Genomic DNA, 15,375 nt, shown 5'->3' with positions numbered 1-15,375 from the left:
TGTCAAAGATCGCGGGTGCCGCCTGCCAGTTCCAGGATCACCTGCCATTCCGCCTCGGTCACCGGCTGCACCGACAGGCGCGAGTTCGTCACCAGCACCATCTGGGCCAGGCGCGGTTCGGCCTTGGCCTGATCCAGGCTGACTGGCCGGGCCAGGCGGGCCACCGCCTTGACATCGACGCATTCCCATTTGGGATCGTCGGCGGTGGTATCGGGATGGGCGGTGGCCACTACCTCGCAGATGCCGACCACCTCCTTGCCCAGGTTGGAATGATAGAAAAATCCCCGCTCGCCCAGCTGCATGGCGCGCATGTTGTTGCGGGCCTGATAGTTGCGCACGCCGTCCCATTGCTCGCCGGTTTCGCCGCGGGCGATCAGGTCGTCAAAGCTGAAGACATCGGGTTCGGACTTGAACAGCCAATATGCCATCAGCCGATCACCTTGCGCCATTCGACGATCTCGACCGATCCGAAAACGCCGGCCTGGGCATAGGGATCGCCGGCCGCCCAGGCGCGCACCTCGTCCAGGCTGTCGCCCTCGACGATCAGCAGCGAACCGCAGGGCTGGCCGTCCTGCAGCATCGGGCCGCCGACCATCACGCCCGGCCGTTGGGCAAGCCAGGCCAGGTGGCGTTCGCGGGTATCGAGGCGCGTTTGCAGCATGTCGGGCGCATCGCGGCAGATCAGGGCGAAAAGCGGCATCATTCCTCCTTCAGCGGGCGGTTCAGCAAAAGATCGAGCGCATGTTCCATGGCGATGCGCCCCTGGGCAAGGCCGGCGACCAGCTGGCAGATCGGCATGTCGATGCCCAGCGTCGGGGCCAGGGCGGCGACGGCGCGGGCGGTGGCCGCGCCCTCGACCGTGGTGCCGGCGGCAAAGGGCTGGCCCGCGCCCAGCGCCAGGCCATAGCGAAAGTTGCGTGACTGTTCGGAGGTGCAGGTCAGCACCAGGTCGCCCAGGCCGGACAGGCCCGTCAGGGTTTCGGCCCGCGCGCCTAATGCCAGCGCCAGGCGGGTCATTTCGGCAAAGCCGCGGGTGATGACGCTGGCGCGGGCGCTGTCGCCATAGCCCGCGCCGATGGCGGCGCCGGCGGCGATGGCCATGATGTTCTTCAGCGCCCCGCCCAGTTCCGCCCCGGTCACGTCGTTGCTGCGGTAAAGCCGCAGGCTGGCGGTGGACAGCTGGCGCTGCAATGCCTCGGCCCGATCGGCGCGCGCGCAGGCCAGCGTCAGCGCCGTGGGCAGTCCGCGGGCGATGTCGGCGGCAAAGCTGGGCCCGGTCAGCACGGCGACGGTGGCATCGGGACAGGCCGCCGCGATCAGCGCCGAGGGGCCGCGCAGCGTCGCCAGATCGATCCCCTTGGCGCAGCTGACCAGATTTCGCCGGTCCAGCGCGGCGCCATGTTCGGACAGAAAGCCCCCCAGAACCTGCGCGGGCAGCGCCAGCAGCATGGTGTCGGCGCGCGCCTGGTCCAGATCGTCGGTGACGCGCAATCCCGGCGGCATGGCGATCCCCGGCAGGCGCGGGTTCAGCCCCGTTGCCGCCCAGTCGATGTCGCGCCCCCACAGCGTCACCGGGCCGCGCGCCGCCAGGCTGACCGCCAGGGCGGTTCCGAAGGCGCCGGCGCCGATGATCGAAAGCGTGCCGGTCATGCCTTGGCGCCTTTCCTGCCTGCGCCCAGCATCGGGGCGGCGCTGCGGTCCAGCGGCCAGCGCGGCCGCGCTGCCAGATCCATGCCGTCGCGCTGGCCGGCCTGAAATGCCTCGATCCCGGCCCAGGCGATCATGGCGGCATTGTCGGTGCAAAGCTGCAGGGGCGGCGCCAGAAAGCGGGCGCCCGCCTGCGACGCCACCTGCTGCAACGCTTGGCGCAGGGTCTGGTTGGCGGCGACCCCACCCGCCACCGCCAGCACCGGCGCCGGTGCGGCCAGCAGGGCGCGGCGGGTCTTTTCGGCCAGCACTTCGGCCACGGCGGCCTGAAACCCGGCGCAAAGGTCGGCACGGTCCTGTTCGTGCAGCCCGCCCTGCGCCGCCACCAGATCGTCGCGCAGGCGCAGGACCGCGGTTTTCAGCCCCGAAAAGCTCAGGTCGCAACCCGGCCGGTCCAGCAGCGGGCGCGGCAGGGCAAAGCGGCGTGGGTCGCCGGCGCGGGCGGCGGCCTCGACCGCGGGGCCGCCCGGCTGGGGCAGACCCAGAAGCTTGGCCACCTTGTCAAAGGCCTCGCCCGGGGCGTCGTCGATGGTTCCGCCCAGGCGGGCGAAGTCGCGCGGGCCGTCAACGCGCAGGAACTGGCAATGCCCGCCCGAGACCAGCAGCATCAGATAGGGATATTCGACGCCATCGGTCAGCCGCGGCGTCAGCGCGTGGCCGGCCAGATGGTTCACCCCCACAAGCGGCAGGCCGCTGCCGGCCGCCAGCCCCTTGGCCAGCATCACCCCCGACAGCACGCCGCCGATCAATCCAGGCCCGGCAGTAACGGCGATACCGTCCAGATCGCGCAGGCCCAGCCCGGCCTGCGCCAGCGCCTGGGCCACGCAGCCGTCCAGCTTTTCGGCATGGGCGCGGGCGGCGATTTCCGGCACCACGCCGCCAAAGCTGGCGTGCAGCGCCGTCTGCCCCACCACGACCGAGGCCAGAACGCTGCGATCCCCGCGCACCACGGCGGCGGCGGTATCGTCGCAGCTGCTTTCGATGCCAAGAAAGGTCAGTGACATGCTTGTCCTTGTCTGTGCGCCGCCCAGGTCCTAGGCAAGGGGAAGTATCACCATGTTGCGTCGATTGCCATGCCGCAGACCTGCCTGCCCGTGCTGCTTCTGACCCGCCCCGAGGACGCCTCGCGGCGTTTTGCCGCAGCGGTTGCCGATCTGGGGCTGCGGGTGGTGATTTCGCCGGTGCTGCGCATCGTGCCGGTGGCGCATGATGCGGCGCGGCTGGCGGCGGCCAGCGGGCTGGTGCTGACCTCGGTCAATGCGCTGGCGGCGGCGGGGCCGGGGCGGGGGCGGCCGGCGATCTGCGTGGGGCCGGCGACAGCGCAGGCGGCGCGGGCGGCGGGATACCGCGTGACCGAGGGGCCGGGCGACGCCGAACGCATGCTGCCGCTGTTGCAGGATCTGGGGCCGGGTTGGCTGCATCCGCATGGCGCGCATGTGGCCAAGGTGCTGCCGGTGCCGGGCATGGTGGTCTATGACCAGCAGCCGATGGCGCTGAACGATCAGGCGCGGGCGGTGCTGGCCGGACCTGCGCCGGTGCTGGTGCCGCTGTTCTCGCCGCGCTCGGCCCAGGTGCTGGCCGATCAGCTCGGCCAGCCGCGGGCGCCCATCTGGCTGGCACCTATCAGTGCCGCCGCGAACCGGGCCTGGGACGCGCCCGCCGCGCGCCGCCAGCTGGCCGAAACGCCCGACAGCCCCGGCGTGCGCGGGGCCATTTCGGCGCTGCTGGGCAGGGAACATTCCCCGGAACGCCGGGTTGAGGGGACATGATGCGGCATCTAGACTGTGCCACGGACTCGGCGCAGATTGTGGCATCGGGTGCGTGGTCCTGCCGCGCTGCGCAGAACGGCCGCCACGGCCCAAGATCGGGGAAAAGTTGTGAAAAAGCCAGAAACCCATCCCAGCAGCGACAAATCCGCCCAGGGCGACAAGCCCCGCCGCGAACCGGTGCCCGGCGCGGCGATCGAAAGCCGGCCGATTACCGCCCCGACCGCAGGCAGCAGCCTCCCGGCCGAACCCAAGCCCGCGATCGAGTCGCGCCTGGTCGGCGACGGTCAGGGACCGGCCGCAGCCATGCCGCGGCCTCGCGCCAGCGCAGCGAACGCTGCTGCGGGTGGGTCGGCTCCCACTGCGGCGGCGTCGGCCCCGGTAGCCCCCTCTGGCCCGGATTCTGCGGGCATCTCCGCCGATCCTGCGTCGGCCTCCTCCGCGCATAGCCCTGCTGCCCGCGTTGTCGAGGTGCGCCGGGGCGGGTTTGCGCCCCTGGTGCTGGGCGGGGTCATCGCTGCCGGTCTGGGCGCCGCCGCGACCTATTGGGCGATCCCGCATCTGCCCGCAGCCCTGCGCCCGGCGGCAGGCGAAGCTGTCGCCCCGGTGCTTTCCGAGGACGCGCTGCGCTCGGCTGCGGTCGAGGCTGCGCGGGCAGAGATTCAGGCGCAGGCCGATGCCTTTTCCACACGCGCGGCACAGGCCGGCGCCGATGCCGCGCGGCAGGCCCTGGCCGATTCAGCCTCGTCCACGTCCGCCGATGGCGAAGCGCTGAAATCCTTGCAGGACAAGCTGGCTGCGCTGGAAAAATCCGTGACCGAGCTTGCGGCGCGTCCCCCGGCCGTCGTCTCGGGCGACGAGGGCGCTGCCTTGCAAGGGGTGCTGAACGAATTCTCCCAGCGGCTGGCGGCGCAGCAGGCGCGCATCGACGAACTTGCCGCGCGGCCCGCCGCCGATGCAGCCAGCGCCGACGAGGCCCGCGCCTTTGCGCAGCAGGCGCAGGATCTTCAGGCGCAGATCGCCCGGGCCGCGGAAGAGGCCCAGCAGCGCATCGCCGCCGCCGAGGCCCAGGCCGAGGCCCTGAAGCAAACCGCCGAGGCGGCCGATCGGCGCGCCCGCGCGGCTGCGGCGGCCGCGGCACTGCAGGCCGCCATCGAAAATGGCGGTGCCCGCGACCAGGCGCTGACCGATCTGCGACAGGCTGGTGTCGAGGTGCCCGACGCACTGGCGGGCGATGTGCCGACCCTGGCGCAGCTGCGGGCCGATTTCCCCGCCGCGGCGCGCGCTGCGCTGGCCGCGACGCGCAAGGCCGCGCCCGATCAGGGCGGCATCGCCGGCACCATCGGCAATTTCCTGCGCGTCCAGACCGGGGCGCGTTCCGTCGAGCCGCGCGAAGGCAGCGACCCCGATGCGGTGCTGTCGCGCGCCGATGCCGCCGTGAACGCCGGCGATGTCGCCGGGGCACTGTCGGAAATCGCCACCCTGCCCGAGGTGGGTCGCACCGCCATGGCCGACTGGACGGCCCGCGCAACTACCTGGGTCGAGGCCCAGGCCGCCCTGGCCACATTGGCCGCCGGCACGCAATAAGGGGCAAGAGATGCTGCTTTCGGCGCTGAAAATCATGATCTTCTTTGCCATCGTGCTGGCGGTGACGCTGGGTGCGATGCAACTTGCCGAATATGGCCAGGGCTTCCGTCTGGTCTATGGCGGCACGGAATATGTGCTTGGCCCGGTGCAGGCGGTGATCGCGGTGCTGATCGCGGTGCTGCTGGGGTGGCTGCTGGTCAAGCTGATCGGGTTGATCCTGGCTTTCGTGCGCTTTCTGCTTGGCGATGAAACCTCGATCACCCGCTATTTTGCGCGCTCGCGCGAGCGCAAGGGTTACGAGGCGCTGTCCGAGGGGATGCTGGCGGTTGCTTCGGGCGAAGGGCGTCTGGCGCAGGACAAGGCGGCGCGGGCGGCGCGTTTTCTGGACAAGCCGCATGTCACCGACTTGCTGGCGGCGCAGGCCGCCGAGGTGGCCGGTGACCGCGCCACCGCTGCCGAGGTCTATCGCCGCATGCTGTCCGATCCGCGCACGCGTTTTGTCGGCGTGCGCGGGCTGATGCGGCAAAAGCTGGACGAAGGCGATCTGCCCACCGCGCTGAAGCTTGCCGAAAAGGCCTATGCGCTCAAGCCGCGGCACGGCGAGGTGCAGGACATGCTGCTGGAATTGCAGACCCGGCAGGGCGACTGGAAGGGCGCCCGCGCCGTGCTGAAGGACAAGCGCCAGCAGGGACAACTGCCCAAGGACGTGCATATTCGCCGCGATGCGGTGCTGGCGCTGAAGGAAGCCTCGGAAGTCCTGGCCGAGGGCAATTCGATCAGCGCGCGCGAGGCGGCGATTTCGGCCAACCGCGCCAGCCCCGACCTGATCCCTGCGGCGGTGCTGGCGGCACGCAGCTATATCGCGCAAGGTGATAGCCGAAATGCCAGCCGTGTGTTGCAAAAGACGTGGAGCGTGCGGCCCCATCCCGCGATCGCGGCAGCCTATGCCGAAATCGTTCCCGATGAAAAACCCGCCGCGCGTCTGCGTCGGTTCGAGGATCTGATGCGCCAGAATCCCGATCACGAGGAAACGCGGCTGCTGCGCGCCGAATTGCTGCTGGCGGCCGAAGATTTTCCCGGGGCCCGCCGCGCCCTGGGTGATCTGGCCGAAAAGCACCCCACGGTCCGGTCGCTGTCGATCCTGGCGGCGGTCGAACGTGGCGAAGGGTCCGATGACGCGGTGGTGCGCGGCATTCTGGCCAAGGCGCTGGTGGCCAGCCGCGGCCCGCAATGGGTCTGCGACAAATGTCATAACGTCATGGCCGAATGGTCGCCCGTCTGCGACAGTTGCGGCGGGTTCGACACCCTGACCTGGCGCGAGCCGGAAACCCCTGCCTGGGGGGCTGCGACCACGAACGGCGTCGAGATGCTGCCGCTGCTGGTGGGCAAGCCCGCTGCCGGTGCCGGGTCCGACCGGGTTCTTGCCACTTCGGCGCCGCCGGTGCCGGAGGCAACCCCCGAAGGGATGGATGCGGCCGCCACCGGGGCCGAGCCGCCTGCGCCGCGTGCGACCGTCGAGGTCGCGAATGTGCCTCCCGGAATGGTGCCGCGCGAATCCGACTATCGGGTGGTGCCCGCTGCCGAGCCTGACGGGGCCGAGCCGGCCATGACCGTGACCGATCCCGAGCCGCCGCTGTCCCATCGCCCCGCCGCGACGCCCGACGCGCCGTCGGAACCTGTTGCCACCCCGCGCCGGAGCCCGGTGATTGCGGGTGCCGAGGACATCCTGCCCGTGCGCCCCGATGTCGAGCCGCCCGAGGCTCGGCCCTCGGGGCCGGAACCGCGCCGCGGTTGATGGCTGACCCGGGCCGGCGCAGCACGACAGCGGGCCAGCGCCGGAACCGGGGGCTGCCGTGGCGTCCGGCCAGCAGGCGCGGAACCCTGAGCCGGCGGGGCAGGAACCGTGGATGCTGCCAATCGCCCTTGGCCGACGTTCAGGCATGGCCGGGGCAATCGCGCGTGATTCCTGTGAGGGGCGACAGCAATAGTCCCGATAGGGCTCATGGCCATGCCGATCCTTCGCGCGCGGCATGACCGTCCTCGTTGAGGGCGCTGACCCGCAGGGCGACGGGGCGGGACCGCGATCGATGCCTCTCCATCATTCCGCGCCCGGGACGCCGCCGGTCGCGGGCGCGGCGCAAGCCATTTGCCAACATTCGTGCAGCTGCCGCTGTCGGATATTCCGCAGACGTCGCTGTCGGCATCATCCGGCAGAGGCCCCCAGCCGCCGGCCGCGCAGGCTGTCATCGGGCAAATCCCCCACAGTGGCGGATCCGCGCGTGGCGATGCGGAGCGACGCGGTTTCCCGATCACAGGTCACGAAACAGGTCAGGGCCCGGCCGCAGACCTGCGAGCTCTGCGGCCGGACACACCCAGCGGATCATCCGTGAATCGACCTGCTTTGGTGCGGAACATGCGCGTTCCTGCTGCTGGCGTCGGGATGGATCTGGGAATCGTCGCCAGCGGCCTCTGCCGCGATTCCGGCCGATGACACCATGACGATGGGCGCCCCAGGGGCAGGATGCCGGGGTCCAGCCCGGTCTGTCGACAGAAAACGAAAGGCCGGCACGATGCAGATGACGCCCTGTCGACCCACAGCGCGGGTAAAAGCATCTTGCCCGTCCCGCCGAGCTGCGCGCTGATGTCGAAGTCTCCGGTCCGGAAAACAGCGGTTCAGGGTCTGGGCAACGGTCGCGTGGTTGTCCTTGCACATGGCAGCTTCGCCATAAGGTATCCTGCCCGCGGGCCGGTCGGAGGACGGACCAGACCGCTTCGGCGACCGTCATGCTTGGCGGTCATCCGACTGTCATGGAAAGTTCATTTGATCGGCGCATATGATTCCATTATTCGGGAATTATGGAACACAACCGCGCCAGCCTTGCCTTTGCCACCCTGGGTCATCCCGGTCGCCTGGCGGTCTTTCGACTGCTGATGCGCTTTGCCCCGCGCGGGGTGCGGCCGACCGAGATTGCCGAGGCGCTGGGCATCAGGCCCAATACCCTGTCGCATTATCTGGCCGATCTGACCGTTTCGGGCCTGGTCGGTGCGACGCGGCAGGGGCGGTCGTTGTTCTATGCGGTCGATCTGGACCTGGTCGAGGCGCTGATCGGCTATCTCGCCCTGGACGTCGGCCGCGCCCGACCCGACCTGCTTGCCCCCATGCTGGCCACGCGAAAGGACGCTGCCATGCGCGACGACGGTTTTGACGTGCTGTTCATCTGTTCGGGCAATTCCGCCCGTTCCATCTTTGCCGAGGCGCTGCTGCGCGACCTGGGTCAGGGGCGGTTTCGCGCCTATTCGGCCGGCACCCGCCCGAACACGGAACTCAACCCCTTTGCGCTCGAGATCCTGCAGCGCAATGGCCATGACATCGCCGGTTTGCGTTCCAAACACATTTCCGAATTTCAACAGCCGGATTCGCCGGTGATGGATTTCGTGTTCACCGTCTGCGACACCGCCGCGGCCGAGGAATGTCCGCCCTGGCCCGGCCAGCCGATAACCGGCCATTGGGGGCTGCCCGATCCGGTCAAGGCGACCGGGACCGATGCGGAAAAGGCGCTGGTGTTTGCCCAGACCTATGGCGCGCTGCGGCGCCGGATCATGGCCTTTGTCGAACTGCCCTTTGCCTCGCTCAGCCGGATTTCGCTGCAGGCCCGTGTCGATGAAATCGGCAGCGACGACAAGGAAAAGGCGTGAAGAATGGCCCGTATCGCATTGAACGGATTGGGACGTATCGGCAAGCTGGTGCTGCGTGACCTGATCGACAAAGGCCAGGGCGATCAGATCGTGCTGCTGAACGATGCCCAGGGCGATGCCGAACAGCACGCGCTGCTGATGGAATTCGACAGCGTGCATGGCCGCTGGTCCACTCCGGTCCGGCACCTGCCCGGTGCGCTGGCCCTGGGCGGTCACACCATCCCGCTGCATCATGAAAGGACCATCGAGGCGCTGCCGCTGGCGGCACTGGGGGTCGATCTGGTGATCGACTGCACTGGTGTGTTCAAGACCGCGGCCAAGGTGGCGCCCTATTACGCCGCCGGCGTCAGGACGGTGCTGGTCAGCGCGCCCATCAAGGATGCGGCGGCACTGAACCTGGTCTATGGGGTGAACCATCATCTTTACGACGGTTCGCAGGCGCTGGTCACGGCTGCTTCCTGCACCACCAACTGCCTGGCGCCGGTGGTCAAGGTCATTCACGAAAACCTGGGCATCCGCCACGGTTCGATCACCACCATCCATGACGTGACCAACACCCAGACCATCGTGGACCGCCCGGCCAAGGACATGCGCCGCGCGCGTTCGGCGCTGATGAACCTGATCCCCACCACCACGGGCAGCGCCACGGCGATCACGCTGATCTATCCCGAACTCAAGGGGCGGCTGAACGGCCATGCCATCCGCGTGCCGCTCTTGAACGCCTCGCTGACCGATTGCGTGTTCGAGGTCGAGCGGGCGACGAGCGTCGACGAGGTGAACGCCCTGCTGTCTGGGGCGGCCGAGGGCGCGCTGCAGGGCATTCTGGGTTTCGAGCGGCGGCCGCTGGTGTCGGGCGATTTCACCAATGATCCGCGATCCGCGATCATCGACGGGCCCTCGACGATGGTGGTGAACGGCACCCAGGTCAAGATCTATGCCTGGTATGACAACGAATGGGGCTATGCCTGTCGCATGGGCGACCTGGCGCGGATGATCCTGGGGGCGATGTGAGCCAGGCCGCGACCCACCCCCGGCCCCGGCCGCCCGCGAACCCCTTGCGCGCCTATGCCGCGGTGACGGCGGCCTATTGGGCCTTCATGCTGTCGGATGGCGCGCTGCGCATGCTGGTGCTTTTGCATTTCAACGCGCTGGGGTTTTCCCCGGTGCAGCTGGCCTGGCTGTTTCTGCTGTATGAGGTGGCGGGGGTGGTGACCAACCTTGCCGCCGGCTGGCTGGCGGCACGTTTCGGCCTGGCGGCGACGCTTTATGCGGGGCTGGCGCTGCAGATCGCGGCGCTGCTGGGGTTGACCCTGCTGGACCCGGCCTGGGGAATCGCGGCTTCGGTCGTGTTCGTCATGGCGGTGCAGGGGGTGTCGGGCGTCGCCAAGGATCTGGCCAAGATGTCGTCGAAATCGGCCGTGAAGTTGCTGGCACCCACGGAACAGGGCGCACTGTTTCGCTGGGTGGCGGTGCTGACCGGTTCCAAGAACGCAGTGAAGGGCCTGGGCTTCTTTCTGGGCGCGGCGCTGCTGGCGCTGGCGGGCTTCGACGCGGCGCTGTGGGGCATGGCGGCGGTGCTGGCCGCGATATTGCTGGCGGTGGTGCTGTTTCTGCCTGCGGGTCTGCCCGGTCGGGTATCGTCCAAGGAAAGCTGGTCGGGCTGGCGGTCCCGCGACCTGCGGGTGAACCGGCTGTCGTTGGCGCGCATGTTCCTGTTCGGAGCGCGCGATGTCTGGTTCGTGGTCGGGGTGCCGATCTATTTCCAGTCGGTGCTGTCGGACGGCACCGCCGAAGGCCGGCGCGAGGCGTTTTTCCTGATCGGCGGCTTCATGGCGCTGTGGATCATCGGCTATGGGGCCGTGCAGGCGATGGCGCCGCGGCTGCTGGGCGGCAAGGCCCAGCCCGAGGCCGCGATCACCCGCAAGGCGATCCTGTGGTCGGGGCTGCTGGTGCCGATCCCCTTTGCGCTGGCGCTGGCGGCTTGGGCGGCGGGTGGGCCGGCGCCATGGCTGACCGGTACGCTGATCGCGGGCCTGCTTCTGTTCGGCTTTGTCTTTGCGGTCAATTCCTCGGTCCATTCCTATCTGATCCTGGCCTATGGCTCGGCGCAGCGGATCACCCGCGATGTGGGGTTCTACTACATGGCCAATGCGGCGGGCCGGCTGATCGGCACGCTGCTGTCGGGGGTCAGCTATCAGATTGGCGGGTTGGGCCTGTGTCTGGCCACCGCCGGGCTGCTGGCACTGGCCAGCTGGTTGGCCGCGCGGCGGCTGGCGCCGGATCGGGACGGCATGGCCTAGCCGCGCGACCCGGCCGACAGTTCCAGAACCGAACGCGCCAAGGCCTGACGGTCCAGGCCAAAGTGGCGGTAAAGGTCCGCGATGGTTCCGGTCTGGCCGAAATGTTCCACGCCATGCGGCACGGTGGGGTGGCCCGCGACCGCGCCCAGCCATGCCAGCGTCGCCGGATGCCCGTCGATGGCGGTGACGATCAGGCAGTCGCGGGGCAGGGGGGCCAGCAGCCGTTCGATATGGCTGCGCGCGGCGCGATTTCCACGGGCCCGCGCCCGCTGCGCCGCCGTCCAGCCGGCGTTCAGCCTGTCGGCCGAGGTGATGGCCAGCACGCCGACATCGCGGCGGTGTTCGCCGATGATCCCGGCGGCGGCGATCGCCTCGGGCGCGACGGCGCCCTGATAGGCGATGACCACATCGCAATTCGGCCCCGGCGGGCGCAGCCAATAGGCGCCGTCGATGGCGCCCTGGCGAAAGGCGTCGTCGTGGCGCCGGCCCGGCTGCTCGAGCGGGTTGGTCGTCAGCCGCAGATAGACCGAGCCGCCGGTTTCGTCGCGCAGCCAGGTGCGTTCGTCCGGGTCACCCTCGCCATCGCGCTGCAGGTAATCGAAGGCCCAGTGCATGATGACCGCCAGTTCGTCGGCAAAGGCGGGCTCGAACGCCGCCAGCCCGTCTTGCGACAGGCCGGTCAGCGGCGTGCCGATGGACTGATGCGCGCCGCCTTCGGGTGCCAGCGTCACCCCCGACGGCGTGCCGGCGATGATGAAGCGGGCATCCTGGTAACAGGCGTAGTTCAGCGCATCCAGCCCCCGATGCACGAAGGGGTCATAGACCGTGCCGATGGGAAACAGCCGCTTGCCGAACAGGCTGTGGCCCAGCCCCGCCGCACCCAGCAGCAGGAACAGGTTCATTTCCGCGATGCCCAGTTCGATGTGCTGGCCCTGGGGGGTGAATTCCCATTTCGCCGTCGAGGGGATGCGGTGTTCGATGAAGGCATCGGCCTGGGCCTGGCGCGCGAACAGCTTGCGCCGGTTGACCCAGGGGCCAAGGTTGGTGGTGCCGGTGACATCGGGCGACATGGTGACGATGCGCGCGGCCAGCGCGCTGTCGCCCTTGGACAGGTCGTCCAGGATCTTGCCGAAGGCGGCCTGGGTCGAAATCGTCCGGTCGCTGTCCAGGGCGATGTCGGGCACGGCGATGCGCGCGTCCTGATGCCGCCGCCGACCCTGGGCAAAAAACGGCACCCGGTTCAGAAAGTCGCGCAGCGCCGCCGGATCGGGCACGCCGGCCAGGGGTTCCCATTCCTGTCCGGGCGGCACGCCCATATGGCGCTGCCAGACGGCGAATTGCGTGGGGTTCATCAGCCCGCCGTGGTTGTCCTTGTGCCCGGCGATGGGGGTGCCCCAGCCCTTGACCGTATAGGCCAGAAAGCAGGTCGGCCGGTCGTGGTCGATGGCGTCAAAGGCTTCGGCCATGGTCTGCACGCAATTGCCGCCCAGGTTTTCCATCAGCGCCGCCAGCTCGGTGTCCGAGCGACGCTCGATCAGCGCGCTGACCGGGCCCTGATCGCCCAGATCCTCGAGCAATCGCCGCCGCCAGACCGCGCCGCCCATGAAGGTCAGCGCCGAATATTCCTGGTTCGGGCAACGGTCGATCCAGTCGCGCAGCGCCTCACCGCCCGGTTCGGCAAAGGCCGCCCGTTGCAAGGCGCCGTATTTCACCCGCACCACGTCCCAACCGAAGGCGTCGAAGATCTTTTCGACGCGGGCGAACAGCCCTTCGCGCACGATGCCGTCCAGCGACTGGCGGTTATAGTCGATGATCCACCAGCAGTTGCGCAGATCGTTCTTCCATCCCTCTTGCAGGGCCTCGTAGATATTGCCTTCGTCCAGTTCCGCATCGCCGACCAGCGCCACCATGCGGCCCAGGGGCAGGTCGCGCCCCCAGTCCTTGGCGGCGATATAATCCTGCACCAGGGCTGCAAAGCAGGTGATGGCAACGCCCAGCCCCACCGACCCGGTCGAGAAATCCACGTCATCCACATCCTTGGTGCGGCTGGGATAGCTTTGCACCCCGCCATAGCCGCGAAAATTTTCCATGCGGGCGCGGTCCAGATGGCCCATCAGATATTGCATGGCGTGAAACACCGGCGCCGCGTGCGGCTTGACCGCGACCCGGTCCTGCGGGCGCAGCGCATGGAAATACAGCGCCGTCATGATCGACACCATCGACGCCGACGAGGCCTGATGCCCGCCGATCTTGATGGCATCGACCTTGGGTCGGATGTGATTGGCGTGGTGGATCATCCAGTGCGACAGCCACAGCAGCCGCTGTTCGATGGTTTTCAGGTGGGACAGGTCGGTCGGGGTCATGGGCGCGCTCGGATGTGGCAGGGGCGGGATGCCGGGCCAGATTAGCGCGGTTCCGCGCCGGGGCCATGGCCGAATTGCGTTCCTTGCGGCGACAAAAATTTTGCCGTTTGGCGAACTGTTCTTGACGAAGCTGCGCCTGCGCGGTTACTTCGCCATATGGAAAACAATTCGCAGCGACTCGACCATGCCTTCGCCGCCCTCGCCGATCCGACCCGGCGCGCCATCGTCGCGCGGCTGACGCAGGGCGAGGCATCGGTCGGCGATCTGGCCCAGCCCTTCGCCATCGGCCTGCCGACGATGCTCAAGCATATCGCCGCGCTCGAACGCGGCGGGCTGATCGTGTCGCGAAAGACGGGCCGGGTGCGGCGCTGTGCGCTTGTCCCCGACGCCCTGCGCCAGACCGAGGCCTGGCTCTCCGCCCACATCTTGGCCTGGGAAGCTCGGCTCGACCGGCTGGAGGCGCATCTGAACCGCATAAAGAAGGATTCCGACCTTGACCGCTGACTCCGCCTGGGCCGACTGGCCGCTCGACCGCGAGATCGTCCTTGCCCGGGTGCTCGATGCCAGCCCCGAGGCGGTGTTCGACGCCTGGACCGATCCCGCCCAGATCACCGCCTGGTTCGGACCCGAGGGCATGGTCATCGAGACCCATGCCATCGACCTGACCGAGGGGGGTGTGTGGCGCTTCGACATGGTGGCGGCGGACGGCACCCGTTACGGCAACCGCATGACCTTCCTGATCCTGGACCGCCCGCACCGGATCGAGGTCGAACACGGCGCGGACCGCGACGACGACCCGGGCCGGTTCCGCATGCTCGTCACCTTCGACGCGCAGTCGGACGGCAAGACGGTGCTGACGCTGCGCCAGATGCACCCCTCGCGCGCGCAGCGGCAGGCGACCATCGGCTTCGGCGCGGTCGAATACGGTGTCCAGACGCTCGACAAGCTGGCCCGGCACCTTGCCGCGCGCGCGGCAAGGGCAGGCGCGTGATTGAGCGCAGGGCATCCGGGGCGAATGCGCGCGGGGCATGTCATGCTGTTGCCGTCGCGCTTCCCCGAATGCGCTGCTGCGCGACTGACAGCGGGCGCAATGATGCGCAACATTTATGTTGCATATCAGGCTGGCTGTGACATCATGCAACAATCCTGTTGCACATCACGAGGCCGCCATGCCCGACACGATCGAGAAATCCCTGCACCTGAACGCCCCGCCCGAACGGGTCTGGCGCGCGCTGAGCGACGCGGCCGAATTCGGCCGCTGGTTCCGCGCCGAAGTCACGGGAGAGTTGCGCGAGGGCGCGACGCTTGCCTGCCGCAGCCTTTATCCCGGCACCGAGCACATGCGCTGGGACATGCGCATCCTGACGATGGAGCCGGGCCGGCGGCTGGTCTGGGACTGGCCGGCCTTCGACGGCAAGGCCTTTCCCGGCGATCCCGACAGCGACGCGCGCCTCACGGTGTCGATCACGCTGGCGCCCGAGGGCGCGGGCACGCGGCTGACGCTGGTGGAATCGGGCTTTGCTGACCTGCCGGAGGGGCCGGGGCTTGCCGTCTGGCAGCGCAACGAAGGCGGCTGGACCATGCAGATGCAGAACATCGCCGACCATGTCGCAGCCTGAGCCGCGCGCGCCCGATCCGGTGCCGGTCTTTGCCGCGCTGGGCGATGCGACCCGCGCGGGCATCCTGCGGCGGCTGGCGCGCGAGGGGCGGCTGAGCCTGACGCAACTGGCGCGCGGCGCGCCGATCACCCGCCAGGCGGTCAGCCGCCATGTCGCAGTGCTCGAGGCCGCGGGACTGATCGCCGCCCGCCGCGCGGGGCGCGAACTGCACCTGACCCTGACCCCGGCACCGCTTGTCCGGGCGGCGGACTGGCTTGCCGAAGTCAACTCGGCCTGGGACGGCGCGCTGGAAAGGCTCGCGCGGCAGGTCGAGGAAGATCGGGACTGAGCCTGTCGG

At 69.0% G+C, this 15,375-nt stretch carries 15 protein-coding genes; 10 read left to right on the top strand and 5 right to left on the bottom strand.

The window, feature by feature from the left end; all coding sequences use genetic code 11:
- Positions 1–2 precede the first annotated feature (2 nt).
- Genes GB880_RS00640 through tsaD form a run of 4 tightly spaced genes read right to left on the bottom strand, consistent with a single transcriptional unit; the run spans position 3 to position 2,711 of the window.
- Positions 3–428: an EVE domain-containing protein gene (locus GB880_RS00640; RefSeq protein WP_154493711.1), complete on the bottom strand. Its 426-nt coding sequence runs from the start codon at positions 426–428 to the stop codon at positions 3–5.
- Positions 428–703 (bottom strand): YciI family protein, encoded by a 276-nt coding sequence (locus GB880_RS00635; protein WP_154493710.1) that lies wholly within the window; start codon positions 701–703, stop codon positions 428–430. Before GB880_RS00635 ends, GB880_RS00640 begins: the two co-directional genes overlap by 1 nt.
- The gene (locus tag GB880_RS00630) at positions 700–1,650 is read right to left on the bottom strand and encodes an NAD(P)H-dependent glycerol-3-phosphate dehydrogenase (RefSeq protein ID WP_154493709.1); all 951 of its coding nucleotides are present in this window, start codon (positions 1,648–1,650) and stop codon (positions 700–702) included. Before GB880_RS00630 ends, GB880_RS00635 begins: the two co-directional genes overlap by 4 nt.
- Positions 1,647–2,711 (bottom strand): tRNA (adenosine(37)-N6)-threonylcarbamoyltransferase complex transferase subunit TsaD, encoded by a 1,065-nt coding sequence (gene tsaD / locus GB880_RS00625; protein ID WP_263467213.1) that lies wholly within the window; start codon positions 2,709–2,711, stop codon positions 1,647–1,649. The genes GB880_RS00630 and tsaD overlap by 4 nt, the downstream gene beginning before the upstream one ends.
- Before the next feature lie 69 nt (positions 2,712–2,780).
- On the opposite strand from tsaD, the gene GB880_RS00620 reads away from it, so the two are divergent.
- From GB880_RS00620 to arsJ, 6 genes are all read left to right on the top strand, one after another.
- Complete coding sequence (locus GB880_RS00620) at positions 2,781–3,476, top strand: uroporphyrinogen-III synthase (protein ID WP_263467212.1); 696 nt, start codon at positions 2,781–2,783, stop codon at positions 3,474–3,476.
- A 108-nt stretch (positions 3,477–3,584) separates the two neighbouring features.
- On the top strand, positions 3,585–5,060 hold the full coding sequence (locus GB880_RS00615; RefSeq protein ID WP_263467211.1) for a hypothetical protein: 1,476 nt from the start codon (positions 3,585–3,587) through the stop codon (positions 5,058–5,060).
- 10 nt (positions 5,061–5,070) lie between these two features.
- Positions 5,071–6,855: a heme biosynthesis HemY N-terminal domain-containing protein gene (locus GB880_RS00610; RefSeq protein ID WP_263467210.1), complete on the top strand. Its 1,785-nt coding sequence runs from the start codon at positions 5,071–5,073 to the stop codon at positions 6,853–6,855.
- Positions 6,856–7,916: 1,061 nt separating this feature from the next.
- Positions 7,917–8,756 (top strand): arsenate reductase/protein-tyrosine-phosphatase family protein, encoded by an 840-nt coding sequence (locus GB880_RS00605; protein WP_263467209.1) that lies wholly within the window; start codon positions 7,917–7,919, stop codon positions 8,754–8,756.
- A 3-nt stretch (positions 8,757–8,759) separates the two neighbouring features.
- Positions 8,760–9,767, top strand: a complete 1,008-nt coding sequence (locus tag GB880_RS00600) for an ArsJ-associated glyceraldehyde-3-phosphate dehydrogenase (RefSeq protein ID WP_154493466.1) — start codon at positions 8,760–8,762, stop codon at positions 9,765–9,767.
- 86 nt (positions 9,768–9,853) lie between these two features.
- Complete coding sequence (gene arsJ, locus GB880_RS00595; protein WP_229774369.1) at positions 9,854–11,056, top strand: organoarsenical effux MFS transporter ArsJ; 1,203 nt, start codon at positions 9,854–9,856, stop codon at positions 11,054–11,056.
- Here arsJ and GB880_RS00590 read toward each other — a convergent pair.
- A complete protein-coding gene (locus GB880_RS00590; protein ID WP_154493464.1) occupies positions 11,053–13,419 on the bottom strand; it encodes a 1-deoxy-D-xylulose-5-phosphate synthase N-terminal domain-containing protein in 2,367 nt (788 codons plus the stop codon). The genes arsJ and GB880_RS00590 overlap by 4 nt on opposite strands.
- A 156-nt stretch (positions 13,420–13,575) precedes the next feature.
- Here GB880_RS00590 and GB880_RS00585 point away from each other — a divergent pair, with 156 nt between their 5' ends.
- The 4 genes from GB880_RS00585 (at position 13,576) to GB880_RS00570 (ending at position 15,366) form a co-directional block, all read left to right on the top strand.
- Entirely contained in the window at positions 13,576–13,923 is a 348-nt protein-coding gene (locus GB880_RS00585; RefSeq protein ID WP_154493463.1) for an ArsR/SmtB family transcription factor, read from the top strand.
- Complete coding sequence (locus tag GB880_RS00580; RefSeq protein WP_154493462.1) at positions 13,913–14,410, top strand: SRPBCC family protein; 498 nt, start codon at positions 13,913–13,915, stop codon at positions 14,408–14,410. Before GB880_RS00585 ends, GB880_RS00580 begins: the two co-directional genes overlap by 11 nt.
- 178 nt (positions 14,411–14,588) lie before the next feature.
- A complete protein-coding gene (locus GB880_RS00575; RefSeq protein ID WP_195840856.1) occupies positions 14,589–15,038 on the top strand; it encodes an SRPBCC family protein in 450 nt (149 codons plus the stop codon).
- Positions 15,025–15,366, top strand: a complete 342-nt coding sequence (locus GB880_RS00570; protein ID WP_154493458.1) for an ArsR/SmtB family transcription factor — start codon at positions 15,025–15,027, stop codon at positions 15,364–15,366. Before GB880_RS00575 ends, GB880_RS00570 begins: the two co-directional genes overlap by 14 nt.
- Positions 15,367–15,375: the final 9 nt, after the last annotated feature.

This window comes from Paracoccus sp. SMMA_5_TC (genome assembly GCF_009696685.2).
In the GTDB taxonomy this organism is placed as follows: Bacteria; Pseudomonadota; Alphaproteobacteria; order Rhodobacterales; family Rhodobacteraceae; genus Paracoccus.
The sequence above is the reverse complement of the archived record's forward strand: the minus strand, read 5'-3'. Positions and strand labels throughout refer to the sequence as shown.